The sequence below is a fragment of the Pseudomonas moorei genome, assembly GCF_042846945.1.
GTDB lineage: Bacteria > Pseudomonadota > Gammaproteobacteria > Pseudomonadales > Pseudomonadaceae > Aquipseudomonas > Aquipseudomonas moorei.
This window is the reverse complement of the sequence record NZ_AP035776.1, coordinates 5,609,760-5,629,192: the sequence shown is the minus strand read 5'-3', so window position 1 is coordinate 5,629,192 and position 19,433 is coordinate 5,609,760. Positions and strand designations below refer to the sequence as shown.

General features: G+C 61.8%; 18 protein-coding genes. 11 read left to right on the top strand and 7 right to left on the bottom strand.

All coding sequences use genetic code 11. The features are described from left to right. The first annotated feature begins 198 nt into the window (after positions 1-198). Together ACGJAX_RS26230 and ACGJAX_RS26225 are read left to right on the top strand one after the other, a co-directional pair. Entirely contained in the window at positions 199-2,238 is a 2,040-nt protein-coding gene (locus tag ACGJAX_RS26230; protein WP_390956704.1) for an FAD-dependent oxidoreductase, read from the top strand. Between the two features lie 44 nt (positions 2,239-2,282). Continuing rightward, positions 2,283-3,209, top strand: coding sequence for a pyridoxal-phosphate dependent enzyme (locus ACGJAX_RS26225; protein ID WP_390956703.1), 927 nt, complete (start codon positions 2,283-2,285; stop codon positions 3,207-3,209). Between the two features lie 55 nt (positions 3,210-3,264). Here the strand turns inward: ACGJAX_RS26225 and ACGJAX_RS26220 are convergent, their stop codons facing one another. The 3 genes from ACGJAX_RS26220 to ACGJAX_RS26210 form a co-directional block, all read right to left on the bottom strand. Continuing rightward, positions 3,265-3,825, bottom strand: coding sequence for a cytochrome b/b6 domain-containing protein (locus ACGJAX_RS26220; RefSeq protein ID WP_390956702.1), 561 nt, complete (start codon positions 3,823-3,825; stop codon positions 3,265-3,267). Positions 3,826-4,006: 181 nt separating this feature from the next. Further along, entirely contained in the window at positions 4,007-4,834 is an 828-nt protein-coding gene (gene phnX, locus ACGJAX_RS26215) for a phosphonoacetaldehyde hydrolase (RefSeq protein WP_090323600.1), read from the bottom strand. 153 nt (positions 4,835-4,987) lie between these two features. Further along, positions 4,988-6,097 (bottom strand): 2-aminoethylphosphonate--pyruvate transaminase, encoded by a 1,110-nt coding sequence (locus ACGJAX_RS26210; protein ID WP_390956701.1) that lies wholly within the window; start codon positions 6,095-6,097, stop codon positions 4,988-4,990. A gap of 109 nt (positions 6,098-6,206) precedes the next feature. Here ACGJAX_RS26210 and ACGJAX_RS26205 point away from each other — a divergent pair, with 109 nt between their 5' ends. Next, positions 6,207-7,067: a LysR substrate-binding domain-containing protein gene (locus tag ACGJAX_RS26205; protein WP_390956700.1), complete on the top strand. Its 861-nt coding sequence runs from the start codon at positions 6,207-6,209 to the stop codon at positions 7,065-7,067. Positions 7,068-7,083: 16 nt separating this feature from the next. Here the strand turns inward: ACGJAX_RS26205 and ACGJAX_RS26200 are convergent, their stop codons facing one another. Beyond that, a complete protein-coding gene (locus ACGJAX_RS26200) occupies positions 7,084-7,956 on the bottom strand; it encodes a LysR family transcriptional regulator (RefSeq protein ID WP_390956699.1) in 873 nt (290 codons plus the stop codon). A gap of 266 nt (positions 7,957-8,222) precedes the next feature. On the opposite strand from ACGJAX_RS26200, the gene ACGJAX_RS26195 reads away from it, so the two are divergent. Together ACGJAX_RS26195 and ACGJAX_RS26190 are read left to right on the top strand one after the other, a co-directional pair. Next, positions 8,223-9,548 (top strand): MFS transporter, encoded by a 1,326-nt coding sequence (locus ACGJAX_RS26195; RefSeq protein ID WP_390956698.1) that lies wholly within the window; start codon positions 8,223-8,225, stop codon positions 9,546-9,548. A 70-nt stretch (positions 9,549-9,618) separates the two neighbouring features. Beyond that, on the top strand, positions 9,619-11,010 hold the full coding sequence (locus tag ACGJAX_RS26190; RefSeq protein WP_390956697.1) for an FAD-dependent oxidoreductase: 1,392 nt from the start codon (positions 9,619-9,621) through the stop codon (positions 11,008-11,010). Between the two features lie 3 nt (positions 11,011-11,013). On the opposite strand, the gene ACGJAX_RS26185 is transcribed toward ACGJAX_RS26190, so the two are convergent. Beyond that, complete coding sequence (locus tag ACGJAX_RS26185) at positions 11,014-12,438, bottom strand: type VI secretion system tip protein TssI/VgrG (protein ID WP_390956696.1); 1,425 nt, start codon at positions 12,436-12,438, stop codon at positions 11,014-11,016. Positions 12,439-12,655: 217 nt separating this feature from the next. Here ACGJAX_RS26185 and ACGJAX_RS26180 point away from each other — a divergent pair, with 217 nt between their 5' ends. Continuing rightward, complete coding sequence (locus ACGJAX_RS26180; RefSeq protein WP_090323589.1) at positions 12,656-13,360, top strand: YebC/PmpR family DNA-binding transcriptional regulator; 705 nt, start codon at positions 12,656-12,658, stop codon at positions 13,358-13,360. A 130-nt stretch (positions 13,361-13,490) separates the two neighbouring features. On the opposite strand, the gene ACGJAX_RS26175 is transcribed toward ACGJAX_RS26180, so the two are convergent. Both ACGJAX_RS26175 and zapE read right to left on the bottom strand, forming a co-directional pair. Continuing rightward, positions 13,491-14,801 (bottom strand): protein kinase, encoded by a 1,311-nt coding sequence (locus ACGJAX_RS26175; RefSeq protein WP_390956695.1) that lies wholly within the window; start codon positions 14,799-14,801, stop codon positions 13,491-13,493. Positions 14,802-14,937: 136 nt separating this feature from the next. Then, positions 14,938-16,068 carry a cell division protein ZapE gene (gene zapE, locus ACGJAX_RS26170; protein WP_390956694.1) on the bottom strand — a complete coding sequence of 377 codons (1,131 nt, stop codon included), beginning with the start codon at positions 16,066-16,068 and terminating at the stop codon, positions 14,938-14,940. A gap of 281 nt (positions 16,069-16,349) precedes the next feature. On the opposite strand from zapE, the gene ACGJAX_RS26165 reads away from it, so the two are divergent. The 5 genes from ACGJAX_RS26165 (at position 16,350) to ACGJAX_RS26145 (ending at position 19,411) form a co-directional block, all read left to right on the top strand. Then, positions 16,350-16,877, top strand: a complete 528-nt coding sequence (locus tag ACGJAX_RS26165; protein WP_390956693.1) for a spore coat protein U domain-containing protein — start codon at positions 16,350-16,352, stop codon at positions 16,875-16,877. A 106-nt stretch (positions 16,878-16,983) separates the two neighbouring features. Next, positions 16,984-17,517 (top strand): spore coat protein U domain-containing protein, encoded by a 534-nt coding sequence (locus tag ACGJAX_RS26160; protein ID WP_390956692.1) that lies wholly within the window; start codon positions 16,984-16,986, stop codon positions 17,515-17,517. Positions 17,518-17,537: 20 nt separating this feature from the next. Beyond that, positions 17,538-18,074 carry a spore coat U domain-containing protein gene (locus tag ACGJAX_RS26155; RefSeq protein ID WP_390956691.1) on the top strand — a complete coding sequence of 179 codons (537 nt, stop codon included), beginning with the start codon at positions 17,538-17,540 and terminating at the stop codon, positions 18,072-18,074. A 4-nt stretch (positions 18,075-18,078) separates the two neighbouring features. Then, positions 18,079-18,579 (top strand): spore coat protein U domain-containing protein, encoded by a 501-nt coding sequence (locus ACGJAX_RS26150; RefSeq protein ID WP_390956690.1) that lies wholly within the window; start codon positions 18,079-18,081, stop codon positions 18,577-18,579. Positions 18,580-18,622: 43 nt separating this feature from the next. Continuing rightward, positions 18,623-19,411: a fimbria/pilus periplasmic chaperone gene (locus ACGJAX_RS26145; protein WP_390956689.1), complete on the top strand. Its 789-nt coding sequence runs from the start codon at positions 18,623-18,625 to the stop codon at positions 19,409-19,411. Positions 19,412-19,433: the final 22 nt, after the last annotated feature.

Here is a 19,433-nt window from a genome sequence, read left to right as displayed (position 1 = left end):
CAACGGCCGTGAGCAGGATTCGATGACTAGGGTATGGCCCATGTCGGCGATTGCCAAGGGGTGCTGTGCATTTGGATCAATAAGTTGTCAGTTTCGGTCATTGAGCGCCAACCCTACGGCTCTTAGTCTGTCGAACATGACTGACGGGGGCCACAGAGCTCCTGCATTTTTCCGTGATCGCTCGTTGTGGAGTTACCGATGACCGCCGCTCATTACCCGCACCTGTTGGCCCCGCTGGACCTGGGTTTCACCACATTGCGCAACCGCACCCTGATGGGCTCGATGCACACCGGTCTTGAGGAAAAGCCCGGTGGTTTCGAGCGCATGGCGGCGTACTTCGCCGAACGTGCCCGTGGTGGCGTCGGTCTGATGGTCACCGGTGGCATCGGTCCGAACGACGAGGGCGGGGTGTATTCCGGTGCGGCCAAGCTGACCACCGAAGAAGAAGCGCTCAAGCACCGGATCGTGACGCGCGCGGTGCACGAGGCGGGTGGCAAGATCTGCATGCAGATCCTTCACGCCGGCCGTTATGCCTACAGCCCCAAACAGGTCGCGCCGAGCGCCATTCAGGCGCCGATCAACCCGTTCAAGCCCAAAGAGCTCGACGAGGAAGGCATCGAGAAGCAGATCCGCGATTTCGTCACCTGTTCGACCCTGGCGCAACAGGCCGAATACGACGGCGTTGAAATCATGGGCTCCGAAGGTTATTTCATTAACCAGTTCCTCGCTGCCCACACCAACCATCGTACAGACCGCTGGGGCGGCAGCTACGAAAACCGCATGCGCTTGCCAGTGGAGATCGTCCGTCGGGTGCGTGAAGCGGTTGGGCCCAACTTCATCATCATTTTCCGCCTGTCGATGCTCGACCTGGTGGAAGGTGGCAGCAGCTGGGAAGAAATCGTGCAGTTGGCCAAGGCCATCGAGCAGGCCGGTGCGACCATCATCAACACCGGTATCGGCTGGCACGAAGCGCGGATCCCGACCATTGCCACCAAGGTCCCGCGTGCGGCGTTCAGCAAGGTCACGGCCAAGCTGCGTGGTTCGGTGAACATTCCGCTGATTACCACCAACCGCATCAACACCCCGGAAGTCGCCGAGCAGATCCTGGCCGAAGGTGATGCCGACATGGTCTCGATGGCGCGGCCGTTCCTCGCCGACCCGGATTTCGTCAACAAGGCGGCTGAAGGTCGCGCCGACGAGATCAACACCTGTATCGGTTGCAACCAGGCGTGCCTGGATCACACCTTCGGCGGCAAATTGACCAGTTGCCTGGTCAACCCGCGTGCCTGCCACGAAACAGAACTCAACTATGTGCCGGTCAAGCAGATCAAGAAAATCGCCGTGGTCGGTGCCGGTCCTGCGGGTTTGTCCGCCGCGACGGTAGCGGCCGAGCGTGGCCATCAAGTGACGCTGTTCGATTCGGCCAGCGAAATCGGCGGCCAGTTCAACGTTGCCAAGCGCGTGCCGGGCAAGGAAGAGTTCTACGAGACCCTGCGTTACTTCAACCGCAAGTTGCAAACCACCAACGTTGAGCTGTGCCTGAACACCCGCGTGGATGTGGCAAGACTGGTCGAGGGCGGTTACGACGAAATCATCCTGGCGACCGGCATTGCGCCAAGAACCCCGGCGATTCCAGGCGTCGAGAACACCAAGGTCCTGAGTTACCTGGATGTGCTCCTCGAGCGCAAGCCAGTGGGCAAACGTGTCGCGGTGATCGGCGCCGGTGGCATCGGTTTCGATGTGTCGGAATTCCTCGTTCACCAGGGTGTGTCCACCAGCCAGGACCGCGATGAGTTCTGGAAAGAGTGGGGCATTGACACGCACCTGGAAGCGCGTGGCGGTGTCGCTGGCATCAAGGCCGCACCCCATGCACCGGCCCGTGAAGTGTTCCTGCTGCAACGCAAGAAATCCAAGGTCGGCGACGGCCTGGGCAAAACCACCGGCTGGATTCACCGCACCGGTCTGAAAAACAAACAGGTGCAGATGCTCAACAGTGTCGAATACCTGAAGATCGACGACCAAGGCCTGCATATCCGCATCGGCGAAACCGGCGAGCCGCAAGTGCTGCCGGTGGACAATGTGGTGATCTGCGCCGGGCAGGACCCGCTGCGTGAGCTGCAGGAAGGCCTGGTGGCGGCGGGGCAGAACGTGCACTTGATTGGCGGTGCGGACGTCGCGGCGGAGCTGGATGCCAAGCGGGCGATCAATCAGGGTTCGCGGTTGGCCGCTGAGTTGTAATCGCAGCTGCTAAGATGCCGGCTCTTAACCCTGGGCCGGCATCAATGCTTTCTCCTCCTGCAAACGGGCTACCCCAAGCCCCCCTCGAACCGCTGCAACTCGACTGGCTCGGCGCAGCCAGAATCGAAGTCGCCATCCTGCGTCTGGATCAGATCGACCCGCTGATCAGCGGCAACAAATGGTTCAAGCTCATCGAACACCTCAATGCCGCCGACCGAGCGGGTGCCGAGGGCATCATCAGCCTCGGCGGCGCGCACTCCAATCACCTCCACGCACTGGCCGCCGCCGGCAAACGCCTGGGTTTTGCCACGGTCGGCCTGCTGCGCGGACATCCTCAGCAAACGCCCACCGTGAAAGACTTGCAGGCGTTCGGCATGCAGTTGCACTGGCTCGGTTACGGTGGCTATCGCGCGCGGCATGAAGCGGGTTTCTGGCAGCCGTGGCAATCCCGATACCCGACATTGCATCCCGTTCCTGAGGGTGGCGGTGGTTTGCCCGGCGCGCGGGGCTGCATGCAGTTGAGGGCGCAGGTCTCTGCGCAACTGGCCAATATCGGCTGGAGCGGCTACGACGGCTGGTGGCTGGCCTGCGGAACGGGCACGACCCTGGCCGGCCTGGTGCTGGCCGAAGCGGGGGCTCATCCGGTTTACGGTGCGCTGGCGGTGCCCGACGATCACGGCGTGGCGCAGTTGGTCGAGAGGATCGTTGAAGAAGCGGGTGAAACCAGAGCGCTTTATGAACTGTTCGACGCCAGTCGTGGCGGGTTTGCCCGCGTCGATCCGGCGTTGCTTGAATTCATCGAAAAGACCGAGAACGCCAGCGGAATTCCTCTGGAACCGCTGTACACGGGTAAGGCGTTGCTGGCGCTCAAGCAGCAGGTTGAAGCGGGCAGGTTTGCGCCCGGGACGCGACTGATCTTTATCCACACCGGCGGCTTGCAGGGCCTGCGAGGCTTCGGTTCACAACATTGAAGGGCATTGAAACAAGTGTGGGAGCAAGCTTGCTCCCACATTCAGGCGTTGGGTCTCAGGAATCGCGGCTCACCCGTTTGGGCATCATCCGCAGCAAGGTGTTATCGCCTACCACATAGTGGTGATAAAGCCCGGCCACCGCATGCAGGCCAATCAGCCAATAGCCGATGGTGGCACCGAGTTCATGCCAGCCCTGAATCTGTTTGGCCAGTGCCTTGTCTTCGCCGACCAGCATGGGCAGGTCGATGCCGTAGAACATCACTTGATTGCCTTTGGCACTGGTGACCAGCCAGCCGAGCATCGGCATGGCGATCATGAAGATGTACAGCGCCCAGTGCATCAGTCTGGCCATTACCGTCTGCCACCGAGGGGAGGCCGGGAAGATTTGCGGCGCCGGGCCCAGGCTGCGAGCAAACAAACGCAACCAGACGAGAACGAACACGGTCAGGCCGAGCATGTAGTGCAACTCCACGATCAGCGTCCGACCGCCACTGCCCTTGGGGAAAATACCGCGAAATTCTATGCTGGCGTAAACCAGTGCCAGCAGGACCAGCATCAACCAATGCAACGCGATCGATACAGTGCTGTAGCGCGATTCGGAGTTTTTCCACGGCATTCGGTGTTCCTCACAGGTCTGGTCAAGCCACCGTTCTTGATTGGCGGTGTGCATTAACTGTAATCCTGTTTCAGCGGATTTGCCTGTGGCGATCAGTCGCCGGATGCCCTGGTTCAGGTAATTGACAGTAAAAAGCGCCAGTTCCGTTCAGGCACTGGCGCTGTTTGTGCAGGCGTGGCAATCAGTGGGTTTGAGGCATCTCACCGTTGGCCAGACGCTTGTTGATGTCGGCGATCACGGCCGGCAGGTCAGTGATGGTGTCGATCATGTAATGCGGGCGCGAGCCTTCGAACAGCGCGTGGATACGCTTGCGTTCGCTGTCCAGTTCGTCGCTGGGCAAGGCGCGATAACCTTCGTAGTCCAGGCCCAGGGCGTTGCCCGAACAGATGAGCGCGACGGTCCACATGCCGGCGCGACGACCTTCGAGAATACCCGGCACCGTGTCGTCGATCTTCACGCAGGCGGCAACGTCATCGATACCCAGGGCAATCACGTTGGCCAGTGCCTGTGCCGGCCATGGGCGGCCGTTCGGTACTTCGTCGGTGGCGACCACGTGATCGGCCACGTAACCGTTGGTGGCGGCCAGTTCGACCACCTTGTCCATGACCTGTTTCGGGTAGCCGGAGCACGAGCCGATCTTGATCCCTTGTTGGCGCAGGTTGGCGATGGTGTCCAGGGCGCCCGGGATCAGTGCCGAATGCTCGGCGATTTTCTCGATCTGCAGCGGCATGAAGCGTTCGTAGATGGCGGTCACATCGTCGTCGGTGGGCGTGCGGCCAAACACGTTGCGGTAGCGCTCGGCGACTTCCGGTTGATTGCACAAGGTGCGGATGTGGTCCCACTTGCCCATGCCCATCGGGCCACGGGCTTCGTCGATGGACACCTGGACGTCGAACTCGGCGAAGGCTTCGACAAAGATCTGCGTCGGCGCGAAAGAACCGAAATCGACCACGGTGCCGGCCCAGTCGAGGATGGCGGCCTGGAGTTTGTTTGGATTGGTGTAGTTCATGGTGATCAAGTCCTGTGGCAACTGGCTAATAGGGGCGATGCGGTTACTGTGGGAGCGAGCCTGCTCGCGATGAGGCCCTGTCAGTCGACTTCATAGTGAATGGCAGATCCCTATCGCAAGCAGGCTCGCTCCCACCTGGGAATGTGGTGTGACTTAGATCTCTAACACTTCCATCTCACGCAGCACGTCGCCAATCGCCGCCACCGCTTCGCGCATCTGCGCCGGGGTGACGTGACCGATGCAGCCGACGCGGAAGGTTTCGACCTGGGTCAGTTTGCCGGGGTAGAGGATGTAACCCTTGGCCTTGACGCGTTCGTAGAATTCCTTGAACTGGTAGCGTGGATCTTTCGGTGCGTGGAACGTGGTGATGATCGGCGCCTGGATAGCGGCGGGCAGGAAGCTGCGCAGGCCCAAATTGCCCATTTCTTCCATCAGTGCCTGGCAGTTGGCGGCGTAGCGCCGATGCCGGGCCGGCAAGCCGCCTTCTTCGTTGTATTGCAGCAGGGCTTCGTGCAGCGCGGCGACCACGTGGGTCGGCGGGGTGAAGCGCCATTGGCCGGTCTTGGCCATGTAGGCGTGCTGGTCATGCAGATCCATCGCCAGCGAGTGCGAGTTGCCGGCCGCACTGGCCAGGGCTTCCTTGCGGGCGAAAACGAACCCCATCCCCGGCACGCCTTCCAGGCATTTGCCGGAAGCGGCGATCAGCGCGTCGAACGGAATCTGTTGCGCATCGACCGGCAGTGCGCCAAAGGAGCTCATGGCGTCGATGATCAGGCATTTGCCGTGCTGCGCAATAACCTGGGCGATTTCCGGCAGCGGGTTGAGGATACCGGTGCTGGTTTCGCAGTGAATCAGTGCAACGTGGGTAATGCTGTCATCGGCTCGCAGCAGGCGGTCGACGTCGGCGGCGGTGGTGGGTTCGTCCTCGGCGGTTTCGAAGGTGCTGAACGGGCGGCCGAGCACTTCGCAGATTTTCGCCAGGCGTTTGCCGTAAGCACCGTTGATCAGCACCAGCACTTTGCCGTCGCGTGGTACCAGCGTGCCGATGGCCGCTTCGACCGCGAAGGTGCCGCTGCCTTGCAGGGGCACGCAGTGATGGCTGGCGCTGCCGTTGATGATTGCCAGCAGTTGTTCGCAGAGGCTGGCGGTCAGTTGGTTGAAGCGGTCATCCCATGAACCCCAATCGACCATCATCGCCTGACGGGTGCGTGCCGAAGTGGTCAGTGGGCCAGGGGTGAGCAGGATGGGGGCGGCAGTACTCATTCTCGTGTCCTCGCAATCGATGGGATGAAGCTACGGGGCTTAAATTGCAATTTGCCGTGCTATCAATCAAATTGTTTGTTGTTATGCCAGCCATCAGTGAGGGTTATTCATGAATCTGTTCCAGCTGCGGGCCTTTGACGCCGTGGCCCGTGAAGGCAGCTTTACCCGGGCCGCCGCACGGCTGTTCATCAGCCAACCGGCGGTCACCGGGCACATCAAGGCGCTGGAGGAGCACTACCAGATCAGCCTGTTACGCCGCACCGCGCGACGGGTGGAACTGACGGAAGAGGGCACCAAACTGGCGGCGATCACCCGGGCCATGTTCGGCCTGGCCGAAGAAGCGCAGGCGATGCTGGAGGCCAACCGGCAATTGCTGACCGGGCGCCTGGAAGTGGCGGCGGACGGCCCGCACATGGTCATGCCGATGCTCGCGAGCCTGCGGGCGCGTTATCCGGGCATCACGGTCAACCTGCGCCTGGGCAATGCCCAGGAAACCCTGGCGGCACTGTTGTCCGAGCATGCCGACGTGGCGGTGCTGACCGAGGTCGAGCCGCGCAAGGGCCTGCATCTGCAAACCCTGAGCGAGTCGCGGATTTGCGCACTGGTGCCCGAAGGCCATCCGTGGGCGCAGCGGTCCAAAGGCGTGCTGCTCAAGGAACTGGATCAGGTGATCATGGTGTTGCGTGAGCCGAGTTCGATTACCCGACGCACCTTTGATCAGGCGTGTGTCCAGGCGAACGTCAACCCAAGGGTATTGCTGGAGCTGGACAGTCGCGAAGCGGTGACTGAGGCGGTGGCCGCCGAGCTGGGCGTGGGCGTGGTGTCTTCGGTAGAGGTGAGCCACGACCCCCGGGTGGCGGCGGTGCCGATCATCGGCGAGGGGTTGGTGAACCGGCACATGATGGGCTGTATGGAGCGGCGTCGGGATTTGCGTTTGATCCAGGCGTTTTTCGAGTTGGCGCCTGTCTGATGCATGACCTGAGGTTTCAGGTGAGACTCTCGCGCACCGTTTCCAGAAACGTCGCCACCACCCGCCGCGAACTCTGCTCGCGCAGGCACACCAGCGTCTCGGTCAACCGCCGTTTGCAATCGGTGATCGGCAATGCACACACCCGCGAATCCGCGCCGAATTCCGCTGCCGACACCACGCCGACACCAATCCCCACGACCACCGCCTCTCGCGCCGCCTCCCGCCCTTCGACCTGAATCGCCGGGCGGATGCGGAACCCGGCGCCCGCCATTTCTTCTTCCAGGGTCTGGCGGGTGACCGAGCCGATTTCCCGCAACACCAGCGGCGTATCGTCCAGGTCCGCCAGGCAGATGGACTCACGATCGGCCCACGGGTGATTGCGCGACACGAACGCCACCATCGGGTCGTTTCGCAGCGGCACGGAGATCAGTCTTTCATCATCGACATCGCGGCCGAGCAGGGCCAGATCGGCCTGGTAGTTGAACAGCCGGAACAGCGATTCATCGGTGTTGCCGGTTTCGATCTTCACGCTGATGCCGGGGTAGCGCTCACAAAAACGGGCGATTTGCGGCAGCACATGCACCGGTGCATCCACTGCCAGAACCAGGCTGCCCGTCTGCAAGGCCTGGGAGTCCTGCAGCAGTTCCTGGGCTTCGGCCTCGATGACAAAAAGCCGCTGGGTGACGCTCAACAGGCGCTCGCCCAGATCGGTCAGGCGCACCGAGCGCTTGTTGCGGTGGAACAGCAAAACACCGTAGCGCTCTTCGAGTTTGCGCACCTGGTCGGAAATCGCCGGTTGCGTGAGAAACAGCCGTTCGGCGGCTTTGGTAAAGCTTCCGTGAACGGCGACGGCGTGGAAAGCTTTGAGCTGGGCGTGGGATACCGACATGGAAACTCCAGTAACAAGCTGAACCTATATTTGAAATACGATAATTCGATTTCACTTATTAATCAGTAATTGTTTTGATCAGCTTCAGCGCCGCCGATTGTCAGTCGAACAGTCGTGGTGGCCATGAGCCTGTACGTGCAGTTGCAGGACTCATCTGACCGAAGTCACCCCAGGGACCGAGTGATTTCGTGGTGCTTAAAAATAAAAAAGACAGGCGTTTTCTTCCAATTCTGCCGGCACACTCACACCCTGAGGTCAGAACCAACATGAACAAGCCCATCGGTACCCTCCAGCGTTGGCGCATGCAGATCTTCGCGATCACCTGGCTTGCCTACGCCGCTTTCTACTTCACCCGCAAAGCATTCTCCGTGGCAAAGCTCGGGATTGGCGAAGACCCGACGTTCATGCTCGACAAGATGGCCATGGCCAACCTCGATGCGATCTACCTGACCGCTTACGCCATCGGCCAGTTCACCTGGGGCATCCTGGCCGATCGCTTCGGCCCGCGGGTCGTGGTGCTTGGTGGCTTGCTGATTTCGGCGGCGGCCGCGCTGGTGATGGGCAGCTTCGCCACGTTGCCGATCTTCGCCACCTGCATGCTGATTCAAGGCCTGGCGCAGTCCACCGGTTGGTCGGGGCTGTGCAAGAACCTTGGCAGTTTCTATCCCGCCGAGCAGCGCGGGCGGGTACTGGGCCTGTGGAGTTCCTGCTACGCCTTTGGCGGTCTGGTGGCATCACCCTTCGCCGGTTGGTGGGCCTATACGCTGATCGGCACCTGGCATGCGGCATTCATTTCCAGTGCGGCGGTGGTGGGGCTGGTCGCTGTGCTGTTTTTTATTTTTCAACGCAACAAACCCGAAGATGTCGGCTTGCCGGCTGTGGAGCCTGACCCCGAGCTGACCGCTGAAGAGGCGCACGCGCAAAGCAGGATCAGCGTCCTGGCGCCATTGAAAGAGATCCTGCGCAATCGCACGGTGCTGGTGCTCGGTCTCGCGTACTTCATGCTGAAGCCGGCGCGTTACGCGATTCTGCTCTGGGGCCCGGTGATCGTTTTCGAACAGATGCCTTCGGTGGGCAAAGTCGGCGCGGCGATCATTCCGACTGCGTTTGAACTGGCCGGGTTGCTCGGGCCGATCATGATCGGCCTGGCCTCCGACAAAGTGTTCGGCGCCCGGCGTATGCCCGCCTGTGTGCTCAGCCTGCTGGCGCTGACCGTGTCGCTGGCGTTGTTCATGGGGGCCCTGCACACCGGCAGTGTGCTGTTGGTGGTGGCGCTGCTGTTCGTCATGGGCCTGACACTTTATGGACCGGATTCGATGATCAGCGGTGCGGCCGCCATCGACTTCGGCACCGCCAAGGCCGGCGCCACCGCTGCCGGTTTCGTCAACGGTTGCGGCTCGGTCGGGGCGGTTCTCGGCGGGTTGCTGCCAGGTTACTTCGACACCGTCACCGTGTTCATTGTCTTCGCCGGCTGCGCGATGTTCTCCGCACTGGTATTGATCCCGCATTGGAACAGCCGCCCCGGTGGCCTGGGAACTCACTATCCCCTCGTGCCGAACGGGCCGATAAGCGTCAAACCCCTGCGTACCTGAACCCTGTCTGTCGCCGCCTGCTGCATTTGCGGCAGGCCGGCGTGTGGACAACCGAATGGAGAGTGACCCCATGAGACCCTTTTGGCTGGAGCAGGCCTTGAAGGCCGATACGTCCGAGACCTGTCCGGCATTGCAGGGCGACGTCCGCGCCGACGTCTGCATCGTCGGCGGCGGCTACACCGGTTTATGGACCGCGATCATGCTCAAGGAGCAGAACCCCGGCCTGGAGGTGGTGCTGATCGAAGCCGATATCTGTGGCGCCGGCGCCAGTGGCCGCAACGGTGGTTGCGCACTGTCATGGTCGGCCAAGTATTTCACCCTTGAACGCCTGTTCGGCGTTGAGGAGGCGGTGCGGCTGGTCAAGGAATCCGAGCGCAGCATCCACGCGATCGGGGCGTTCTGTGAACAGTACGCGGTGGACGCCGACTACCGCCTCGATGGCACCCTCTACACCGCGACCAACCGTGCCCAGGTCGGCTCGACCGACGCGGTGATCGCGGCGCTGGAGCGCCATGGCATCAACTCCTTCAGCCAGCGGCCGGTGGCGGATGTGCAACGCATGGCCGGATCCGTCAAACACCTGGAGGGCTGGTTTTCGCCGGCTGCTGCCAGCGTGCAGCCGGGCAAACTGGTGCGCGGTTTGCGTCGGGTGGCCTTGCAGCTTGGCGTGCGGATTCATGAAAACACCGCCATGATCGGCCTGGAGGAAGGCAAGCCGGCGGTCATTCAAACCGCCAATGGCAGCGTTCGCGCCGATCGTGTGGTGCTGGCGATGAATGCCTGGATGGCGCGGGCATTCCCGCCGTTCGAGCGCAGCGTGGCGATCGTCTCCAGCGACATGCTGATCACCGAACCGCGACCCGAACTGCTCAACGAAATCGGTTTGACCAGCGGAGTCACGGTGCTCGATTCGCGGATTTTCGTGCACTACTACCACAACACTCCGGACGGCCGGATCATGCTCGGCAAGGGCGGCAACACGTTCGCCTACGGCGGGCGCATGTTGCCGGTGTTCGATCAGCCATCGCCTTATGCCGGACTGCTGCGCAGCAGTCTGACGGACTTCTTCCCGGCGTTTGCCGACGTCAAGGTCGACGCGACCTGGAACGGCCCGTCGGATCGCTCGGTCACGGGGCTGCCGTTCTTCGGGCAGATGAGTGCCAACGGCAATGTGTTCTATGGTTTTGGTTACTCGGGCAGCGGGGTAGGGCCGTGCCACATGGGCGGGCAGATTCTGGCCTCGCTGGTCCAGGGTCTGGACAACCCCTGGACGCGCTCGCCGCTGGTCAACGGACCGCTGGGCTTTTTCCCGCCAGAGCCGATCCGTTATCTCGGTTCGCTGATGGTGCGCAATGCCATTCGGCGCAAGGAACACGCCGAGGACCACGGGCGGCGGCCTCGGCATCTGGACGTGCGCCTGGCCAAATTCGCGGCGGCGGCCGGCAAGGCTGACAAGGGGTGAGGCTCAGGACTCGGCGTCGGTGGGATCGATCAACCAGTCGAGCAGCAGACGGCTATCGCCTTGAGGCTCACCGCGCCTTGCGGGTCGAGGCCTGGAGCGCTGCCCCGTGCTGGCGCAGAACACCGGACGGTCGGGATCGCTGTCGAGGAAACTGACCCACCCGTCGCTGCCGGCCATGGGTAGACCGCAAGGGTCGATGCGGGTGTCGGTCACCGCGACGGGCAGCCAGAGACCGGCGCCCTCTGCGGTCTCATGGTCCATGGCCGGCCACAAACTCACGTTTATGCGACCTTGCTCATCCAGCGCTGCCCGCTGCCCGGTCTGGCCCCGCACCCGCGCAGGCTGATAGCCGGGGATGCGCGGCCTGGGTTGTTCAAGCGCTGGACGAAACACCGTTGACCAGGGTATTGCGCTGAACTGATTGCGGTAACGCCGGGGCGTGTCCGGGGTGTCCTGCTGCAGAATCGAACCCTGTTCGCCCTGATGCCGGGCCTGCGTTACCAACCATTGATCGTTGAAACCCGGAAGTGGGTGATCAGCCACCTGCACGATGCAGCCACTGCGCAGTTCGCTGTGATTACTTTGGCCGTGAATCTGCATATGCCGGCATCGCAAGCGCTCCAGATGCCGGCTAACGAGTTGATCGCGGTGGCGCTGCTCGGGATCGGGACGGGGCATCGGTGGCGCGGACGGGGTAAAGGCATGATTGGCCGCACCGTCGTCGGTGTCCGTTGCGCCGCGGTGTCGGGCATCCAGCCTTGGCGCGCAGGGCCGTGAATCGTGCCGCTGGAACAATTCGCTGATCAGCGGTTGGCTGCTGGCGGTGGACGCCTCATTCAGGAAGGGCATCAGCAGCGGTGCCTGGGGAAAACTCAGGCTGTCGTCGGCAAACACCAGTACATGCCCGTCACGGCGATGTTCGAAGTGATAGTGAATGCCTTCTTCCTCGCACAGCCGTTGCAGCAGGGCCAGATCGGTTTCTTCGTATTGAATGCAAAAAGGCCGGTGCGGATAGTGGCCGTTTGACAGTTCGAAGCGAAAGCTGTCATCGGGCAGACAATGTTCCTCCAGCAGTTGTCGAAGAATCATGGGTACGCTGAGTTGCGTAAAGATGCGCCGGCAACGATGCCGGTCCAGCGCCTGCAACGCGGGCCCCAATACCAGTTTGTAGATGACCCGCTGCGGACCGCGATGTTCGCGACTGACATTGTGCAGTACGCCGTGAATGCCCTGGTCGTGCCCCACGCTCAGGAACGCCGCTTGATGGAGGAGCTGTTCCAGCGGCATGGCGGGCGCCAGGCCGATCACTTCAATCTCGAATGCATAGGGTTGGTTGAGGGCTTCTCGGCCACTGAACTGCACGACCTGCAGGCTCAAATCGTCGTCCAGCAGTGTCAGGGTGAAGGGACTTTCCTTGTCGTTATGCATCGAACGCGCTTCTGCCATGGAATACGGGAGCAGAGGGTACGAAACCACAGCCCTTAATGGACATCGCAAACAGGAGTTTCAGAATTGCCCTACAACTGCCGGTGAATATGTCGATTCGAGGTCAGAATTTTTGGTCGATTGCCAACTTTAGGCCGGGTAAACTTGCGCAATGCGTCGGCCAATAGATGTCTCGGCGCCATAGACAAGAGAGTGAGTAATGGGCGCACAGTGGAAGGTTAAACACAAAGAAGCGGCAGCCAATGCCAAGGGCAAGATCTTCGGCAAACTGGTGAAAGAAATCACCATTGCTGCGCGTAACGGCGCTGATGTTGCCACCAACGCACACCTGCGCCTGGTGGTTGAACAGGCCAAGAAAGCTTCGATGCCCAAGGAAACACTGGATCGCGCCATCAAGAAGGGCGCGGGCCTGTTGGGCGAGACCGTGCAATACCATCGCGTGACCTATGAAGGGTTCGCACCGCATCAGGTGCCGTTGATCGTTGAATGCGTGACGGACAACATCAACCGTACCGTCGCTGAAATCCGCGTTGCGTTCCGCAAGGGCCAATTGGGCGCTTCCGGTTCCGTGGCCTGGGACTTCAACCACGTCGGCATGATCGAAGCCTCGCCGGACACTCCGGACGCCGATCCGGAAATGGCCGCCATCGAAGCGGGCGCCCAGGATTTCGAGCCGGGCGAAGACGGCGCGACCCTGTTCCTGACCGAGCCTGCGGATCTGGATGCCGTGCAAAAAGCCCTGCCGGGACAAGGCTTCACCGTACTGTCGGCCAAGCTGGGCTACCAGCCGAAGAACCCGGTCAGCGGCCTGAGCGATGAGCAGATGGCTGAAGTCGAAGCTTTCCTCGAAGGCCTCGATAACCATGATGACGTGCAGGACATGTTTGTCGGACTGGCGGGTTAAGTTGTTTTTCCAGTAACACCGCTATCGCGGACAAGCCCGCTCCCACAGTCATTGTATCGTTCGCAAAAAATGCGTACGCCGCTGAACACCGTGGGAGCGGGCTTGCCCGCGATTGACCGCGCAGCGGTCATCAATCGTTCAGTACCTGAATAACCTCGTCAAACCCCGGTCGCGCCAGGACGTCAGGCTGACAGCAGCGCTGTTGCAAATCCTCCAGTCGCCGGCGCTCCCCGTCGCTCAATCCCGAGTCGATCCGCTCCAGCAATTCCCCCAGCAGAACCCCGAACGCTCGGACTTCGATGCGTTGCAGTGCGCGGCTTTCCAGGGTGTCCTGCGTGGCATGGAAAGACGCGGCGCCAAAGTCTCCCAACAGGCAATCACCTTGCTCGTTCCACAGAATATTGTGGCCGTAGAGGTCGCCATGGGTGATGCCCTGGCGGTGCAAATGCTCGGCGACCGAAGCGATACCACGGGCAATGCGCAGGGCGACATCAGCGGTGAAGCGGGTGTCTTCGGCGTAGACGTCGCGGCTGCAGGTCGCCAGGCTCGGCAACGCGGCAAGGTTGCGGTAGCTCGGTTCGATCAGTTGCATTACCAGCCCGGCGGTGTCTTGCGGGTGATCGACCACCCGGCCTTCGACCCGGATCAGGTTGGGGTGAATGCCAGCGGTGATGCAGGCGTTCATTTCGTGCAACGGCGAGCCGTCGCTGGTCATTTCGCCCTTGTAGAGTTTGACCGCGACTTGCGTGTCCGCATGGCCCGGGCGTGCCCATGCCGCCCGATGAATCAACCCCGAAGCACCTTCGCCCAGGAGCTGCTCCAGGCTCAGCTGGGACCAGGAGATGCTCGGCGTGGCTGCCAGGGCGGCCGCATCAGCTTCGGTTTCCAGTGGGTTACCGGCGTAGGCCAGCCAGGTCAGGCTCGGCAGCGCAAGCAGCCATTCGGGCAATTGGCTGATCTGGTTGGCGGCGATGCGGATCAGCTCCAGCCGATGGCAATTGCGCAGGCTCTGCGGCAAAGATTGCAGCCGATTACCAGCCAGCATCAGTTTTTGCAGGTAGGGGCGTTCGCCCAGTTCCGTCGGCAGTTCACCGATGCAGTTGTCGGTCAGGATCAGCCAGCGCAGGAGCGGCGGCAACGCGGCGCCTGGCACGTGCTCGATGCGGTTGGCCTTGAAGGCGATCATGGTCAGCGCCGCGCATTGACCCACGCATGCCGGCAGTTCGGTAAACAGATTGTCCGAGCAGAACAACACGCGCAGACGGGTCAGGCGGTACAAGTCATCCGGGAGGCTGCTCATGGCATTGCCACTGAGGTTGAGCACCTCCAGGGAGTCCGCCAGGTCGAAGATCTCCCGCGGAAATTCTGTCAGGCCGCAGCTGAGATCCAGACGGGTAATGCCTGCCAGCGTGCCGGCGCGCAATTGTTCAAGGGTATGCATGAACGGGGTTCGCCATCGATTGAATGAATGGGCGGCATGATAGCGGGAATAAGCTGTTGCCGGTCAGGCTGCTTTCGCGATCAAGTCCGCAGTCGATCGAGATGTTTAATCGAGTGCGGACGAAATGTGGGAGCGATCAGGCCGACTCCCGAACCTCCCCCAACTGCCCCAGGCGACTGCGGGTGCGGGCCAGATCGATGGCGTCGCCGTCCAGGCTTTCGCGCAATGAACGCTGGCCCAGCAGCACCAGATGCTTGTCCTGGTCATACAAAACGTCCACCAGATTGATGAAGCGTTGTTGGGCGGCGATTGAACAGTCGGCCAGGTTGGGCAGTTCGTCGATGATCCAGTGATCGAAGCGCCGGCACAGCTCCAGGTAATCCATGACCGCCGTGGGCTGCTCACACAGATCCGCGAAGGTAAAACCGATGGTGCGGCCTTCGCAGTAACGGGCGGGCAGGTGGCGAGTGCCGACCGGCAGCGCAATGCCCGGCGCACCGGCGGATGGCAGGTTTGATGCCTGCCGCTGCGACGCGCTCCCCGGCCAGACGTATTGCCCCTGGGTAAACAGTTGTTGCGCGTGAGTTCTGGCCTGGCTGCGGTAGTCGTGTGGCCCGCCGACCTCCATCACCTGCATGCGCGCGTTGATCAGGTCGATCACCGGTTTGAAGCGCGCGTGGTACAGCGGATTGGGCAACAGGCCTTCCGGCGGGTAATTGGAGGTGACCAGCAGCAGGATGCCTCGACGGAACAGGGCCTTGAACAGTCGCGTGATCAGCATCGCATCGCCGATGTCATGGACATGGAATTCGTCGAAACACAGCACCCGGCAATCGCGCAGCAAATCGTCCAGGGTGGTCGTCAACGCGTCCGGTTGATCGCGATGGTTGAACATCCCCTGATGCAGCCGGGCAAAAAACTCGTGGAAGTGCAGGCGCTGTTTTTGCGCCAGGGGAATGGCCTGGAAAAAACCGTCGAGTAGCCAGCTTTTGCCGCGACCCACGGCGCCATGCAGGTAAAGACCGGGCAGGGTTTTCGTCGCACTGCCCAGTAGCGTCGTGGCGTGCTGCGCCATGCAGTCGATCACCCGCTGTTGACTGTGGCTGAGGGTGTAGCCCTGCGCGTGAGCCTTTTGGCGAAAGTAATCGTGGATGACCCGGCCTGTTGCGACCCCATGGGCGGGGGCAGCGGAGGCTTTGCCGAACAACCGGCGCAGCAACGGCCAGCGCGGTGCAAGACGCGAACGGTTGGGTGGTCGAACGGCCACTGTGATGTCACCCCATGATCTTCAGGCCGCCCGACGCGGCGGCGCCATAGTGTACCCAGAGGGGAGAATTCGCTTCCAGTTGTGTCGATGGAATGCGGGCGTTTATTGGACAGAATAATGCGGTATGTACAACTTATTACCCGTTGCTGTGGTGGCGAGCGTCGAGCATGGCCCTACAAAGTTGCTTCTTATGGAGGGATCCCAATTCGCTGTGTGACTGGCGATTTCCCGGTGCGTTGCTACCCTGATTTTTCAGGACACCCCTCAAAAGGAACGGGGCCGTGAATGGACGTGCAGTGGTGGCAGTCTTGAGCTTGGGACTCAGTGCGACGGTGACGGCCGCCGAACTTCAGGTAGAGGTTCGGGTCGACGTCCAGCGCGGCTGTCAATTGGTCGGGCAGTCACGCAGCGTGGGAATCGAACAACTGGGCGTGCTGGACTTCGGCAGCACGGCGCGGCTGGATGAGCCTGCCGGGCCGCTGGGCGCGGCACTGATGAACGAGCGCTTGCCACGGCTCGAATGCAATCCCGATACCCCTTATCAATTACGCGTCGATGGCGGCCTGCATGGCGGCGTCGGCGATGTGCGTTACATGGCGGGCAGCGCCGAACACAGCAAACCCATTCCCTATCGACTCTATCAGGACCCGGCGCGGCGAATTCCACTGGCGGTGGATGTGCCCATGAGTGGTCGCGTGACGTCGAGCGGAACGGTGGATTTGCCGTTGTATGCGCGCATCGAACCCTTGGCCGAGATACCTTGGGTCAGCCATTACTCGGATCTGGTGAAGGTGACGGTCACTTGGTAAGCGCATTTTTTACAGTACGCAATCTGGCGGAGCCACGGTTGGACAAGGAAGGGGCGTTCGTGGATGAACGCACGTTTTTTGGGTCCTGAGGAATGGGATTGGCGTGATGAGCAGCAGATTCTGGACAGTGATCCCCTTCGCCGCACTGGCATTGCCGCCCCAGGGTGCACAAGCAGCCGTCAGCGGGCAGATCTACGCGCGACTGACGATTTCCGCCGGTTGCGAAGTGACCAACGGCGCCAGCCCCGGCAGCCCGATCAGCGATTTCGGCACCCTCGATTTCGGCCAGCAAGGACCGACCTGGAGCAGCCCGATCAAGGCCAACCTCAGTAAAGAGGGCAGCGGCAAGCTCAACGTTGCCTGCAACCCATCGGTCACCGGGTTCACGGTCACCATCGATGGCGGTACCCATGGCGACGGCACCACCCGCCGCCTGAGCAACGGCACCTGGAGCATTCCTTATCAGTTGTTCCTCGATGCTTCCGGCAACCAGAGCTACAGCATCGGCCAACAACACAATTTCGCCGTCACCAGCGGGGCGCAGGTACCGATTCCGGTATTCGGCTCGGTGGTGGCGAATACTCGCGCGCTACCGGCCGGTGTCTATACCGACACCCTGACAGTGACGCTCGACTGGTAAACCTGTAGAGGACGGACACCATGCACATGCTTGTATCAAGGATAGGTTTGTCATTGCTCGGCCTGGCCCTGGCGTCCGGCGCCCAGGCGGCCACCACTGTCACTGGCCAAATCACCTCCAGCCTGATCCTGACCAGCAGTTGTCAGGTGAACGGGAGCGGCGGTTCCACAGGACTGAACTTCGGCGCACTGAATTTCGGCACCACCGACAGCCTGTTCACCTCTGCCACCGGGCAGGTGTTGGGCGGTGGCGGCGGGGCGTTGTCGATCCTCTGCTCCAGTGGCACCACCCCATCGGTCAAGGTGCGGGCCGGCGCTCACGATGGACAATCGCCAGGCGGTAGTCGGGCGCTATACGACGGTGTCGCCAACTATGTGCCGTACGATTTGTACACCGATGCCGGGCACTCGCAGCTGCTGGCCATCGACGGCGTGATCAATCTTTCCGCGAGTACCGGCGTGGCACAGACCGTGAACATCTACGGCCAGGCGGTGGGCAAGGCCGGGCTGCCGGCGGGCACTTACACCGACACCATTGCCGTCGAACTGACGTTCTAGTGCGATGAAGCGCCACGGCTGTGCGGCGCTGCTCCTGTTCTGTGCCGGTAGCGTGCCAACGCCCTTGGCGGCGGTGACCAGCCAGAGCTTCCAGGTCAGTGCCACGGTGACGGCGGGTTGCCTGGTGGTGGGCGGGGTTTCCAGTTACGGCAGCCTGAATTTCGGCAGTCGCTCGGCCCTGGCCACCGGCACGGTGCAGGTGGCACTCACCGGGGGCGTTCAATTGCAGTGCACGCCGGGCGTCACCCTGAACATGACGGTGGATGGCGGGCAATACAACAGCGGAGGGCGACATCTGCAACTGACAACCGGCGGCAACCAGATCGCGTATCAACTGTTTCGCGACGCGGCATTCAGCCAGAGCCTGGGGATCGGCCAGAGCGTGGCCGTGGCGTACAGCGATGCGAACAACATCAGCCTGCCGATTTACGGTCAGGTGCAGTTACCGGGCAATCAACCCGGGGGGACATACAGCGATGTGCTGCAGGTGCAGCTGTCGTGGTAACGGGGTGATTGGATCAGGCCTGAGGGTCTTAAGGAGTTGGCATATGTATTCACCTTCGCGGCGGCCTTGGGTCGTGCGTCACGCGTTGTGGGCACTGCTTTGGCTGGGGGCGGCCAAGGTGCAGGCGGCCAGTTCGGTGCTGATCTGGCCGATCGATCCGGTGCTGGAGGCCGATCAACAGGCCAGTGCCCTGTGGCTGGAGAATCGCGGCAACGAAACCGCCAATCTGCAGATCCGCGTGTTTGCCTGGAGCCAGAGCGGCTTCAACGATCAATATCAAAACCAGCGCGACGTGATCGGCAGCCCGCCGGTGGCGAAAATCGAGCCCGGCCAGAAGCAATTGGTGCGCCTGACGCGCACCCGGGAAATTCCCCCAGGGCAGGAACTGGCTTACCGCATCATCATCGATGAAATTCCCTCGGCCAAACCGCCCGCCGCAGAAGACGGCAAGACGGCGGCGGCAATTCGTTTCCAGATGCGCTACTCGGTGCCGCTGTTTGCCTACGGCGCGGGTCTGTGGAGCAAGGAAGACACCACCCGCCAGCGTGATCCCAAAGGCGTGGGCCTGCCGGATCTGAGCTGGCGCAGGGTGGCGGTGGACGGACGTTCCTATGTCGAAGTACGCAACCAGGGTGCGGTGCATGCACGGCTGACAGACGTGGCGTTGAAGCAGGGCGGCCAGACCAAACCCCTTGTGGAAGGGTTGCTGGGCTACGTGTTGCCCGGCGCGATCATGCGCTGGCCAGCGCCCGGTGCAATGGCCGGGGATCCGGCGTTGCAAGTTCGGGTCAATGGCGCGCCGCAGGTCCAGAGTATTGCGCCGGCACGGTGAGTCCTGCCGTTTTTTTTGTGGC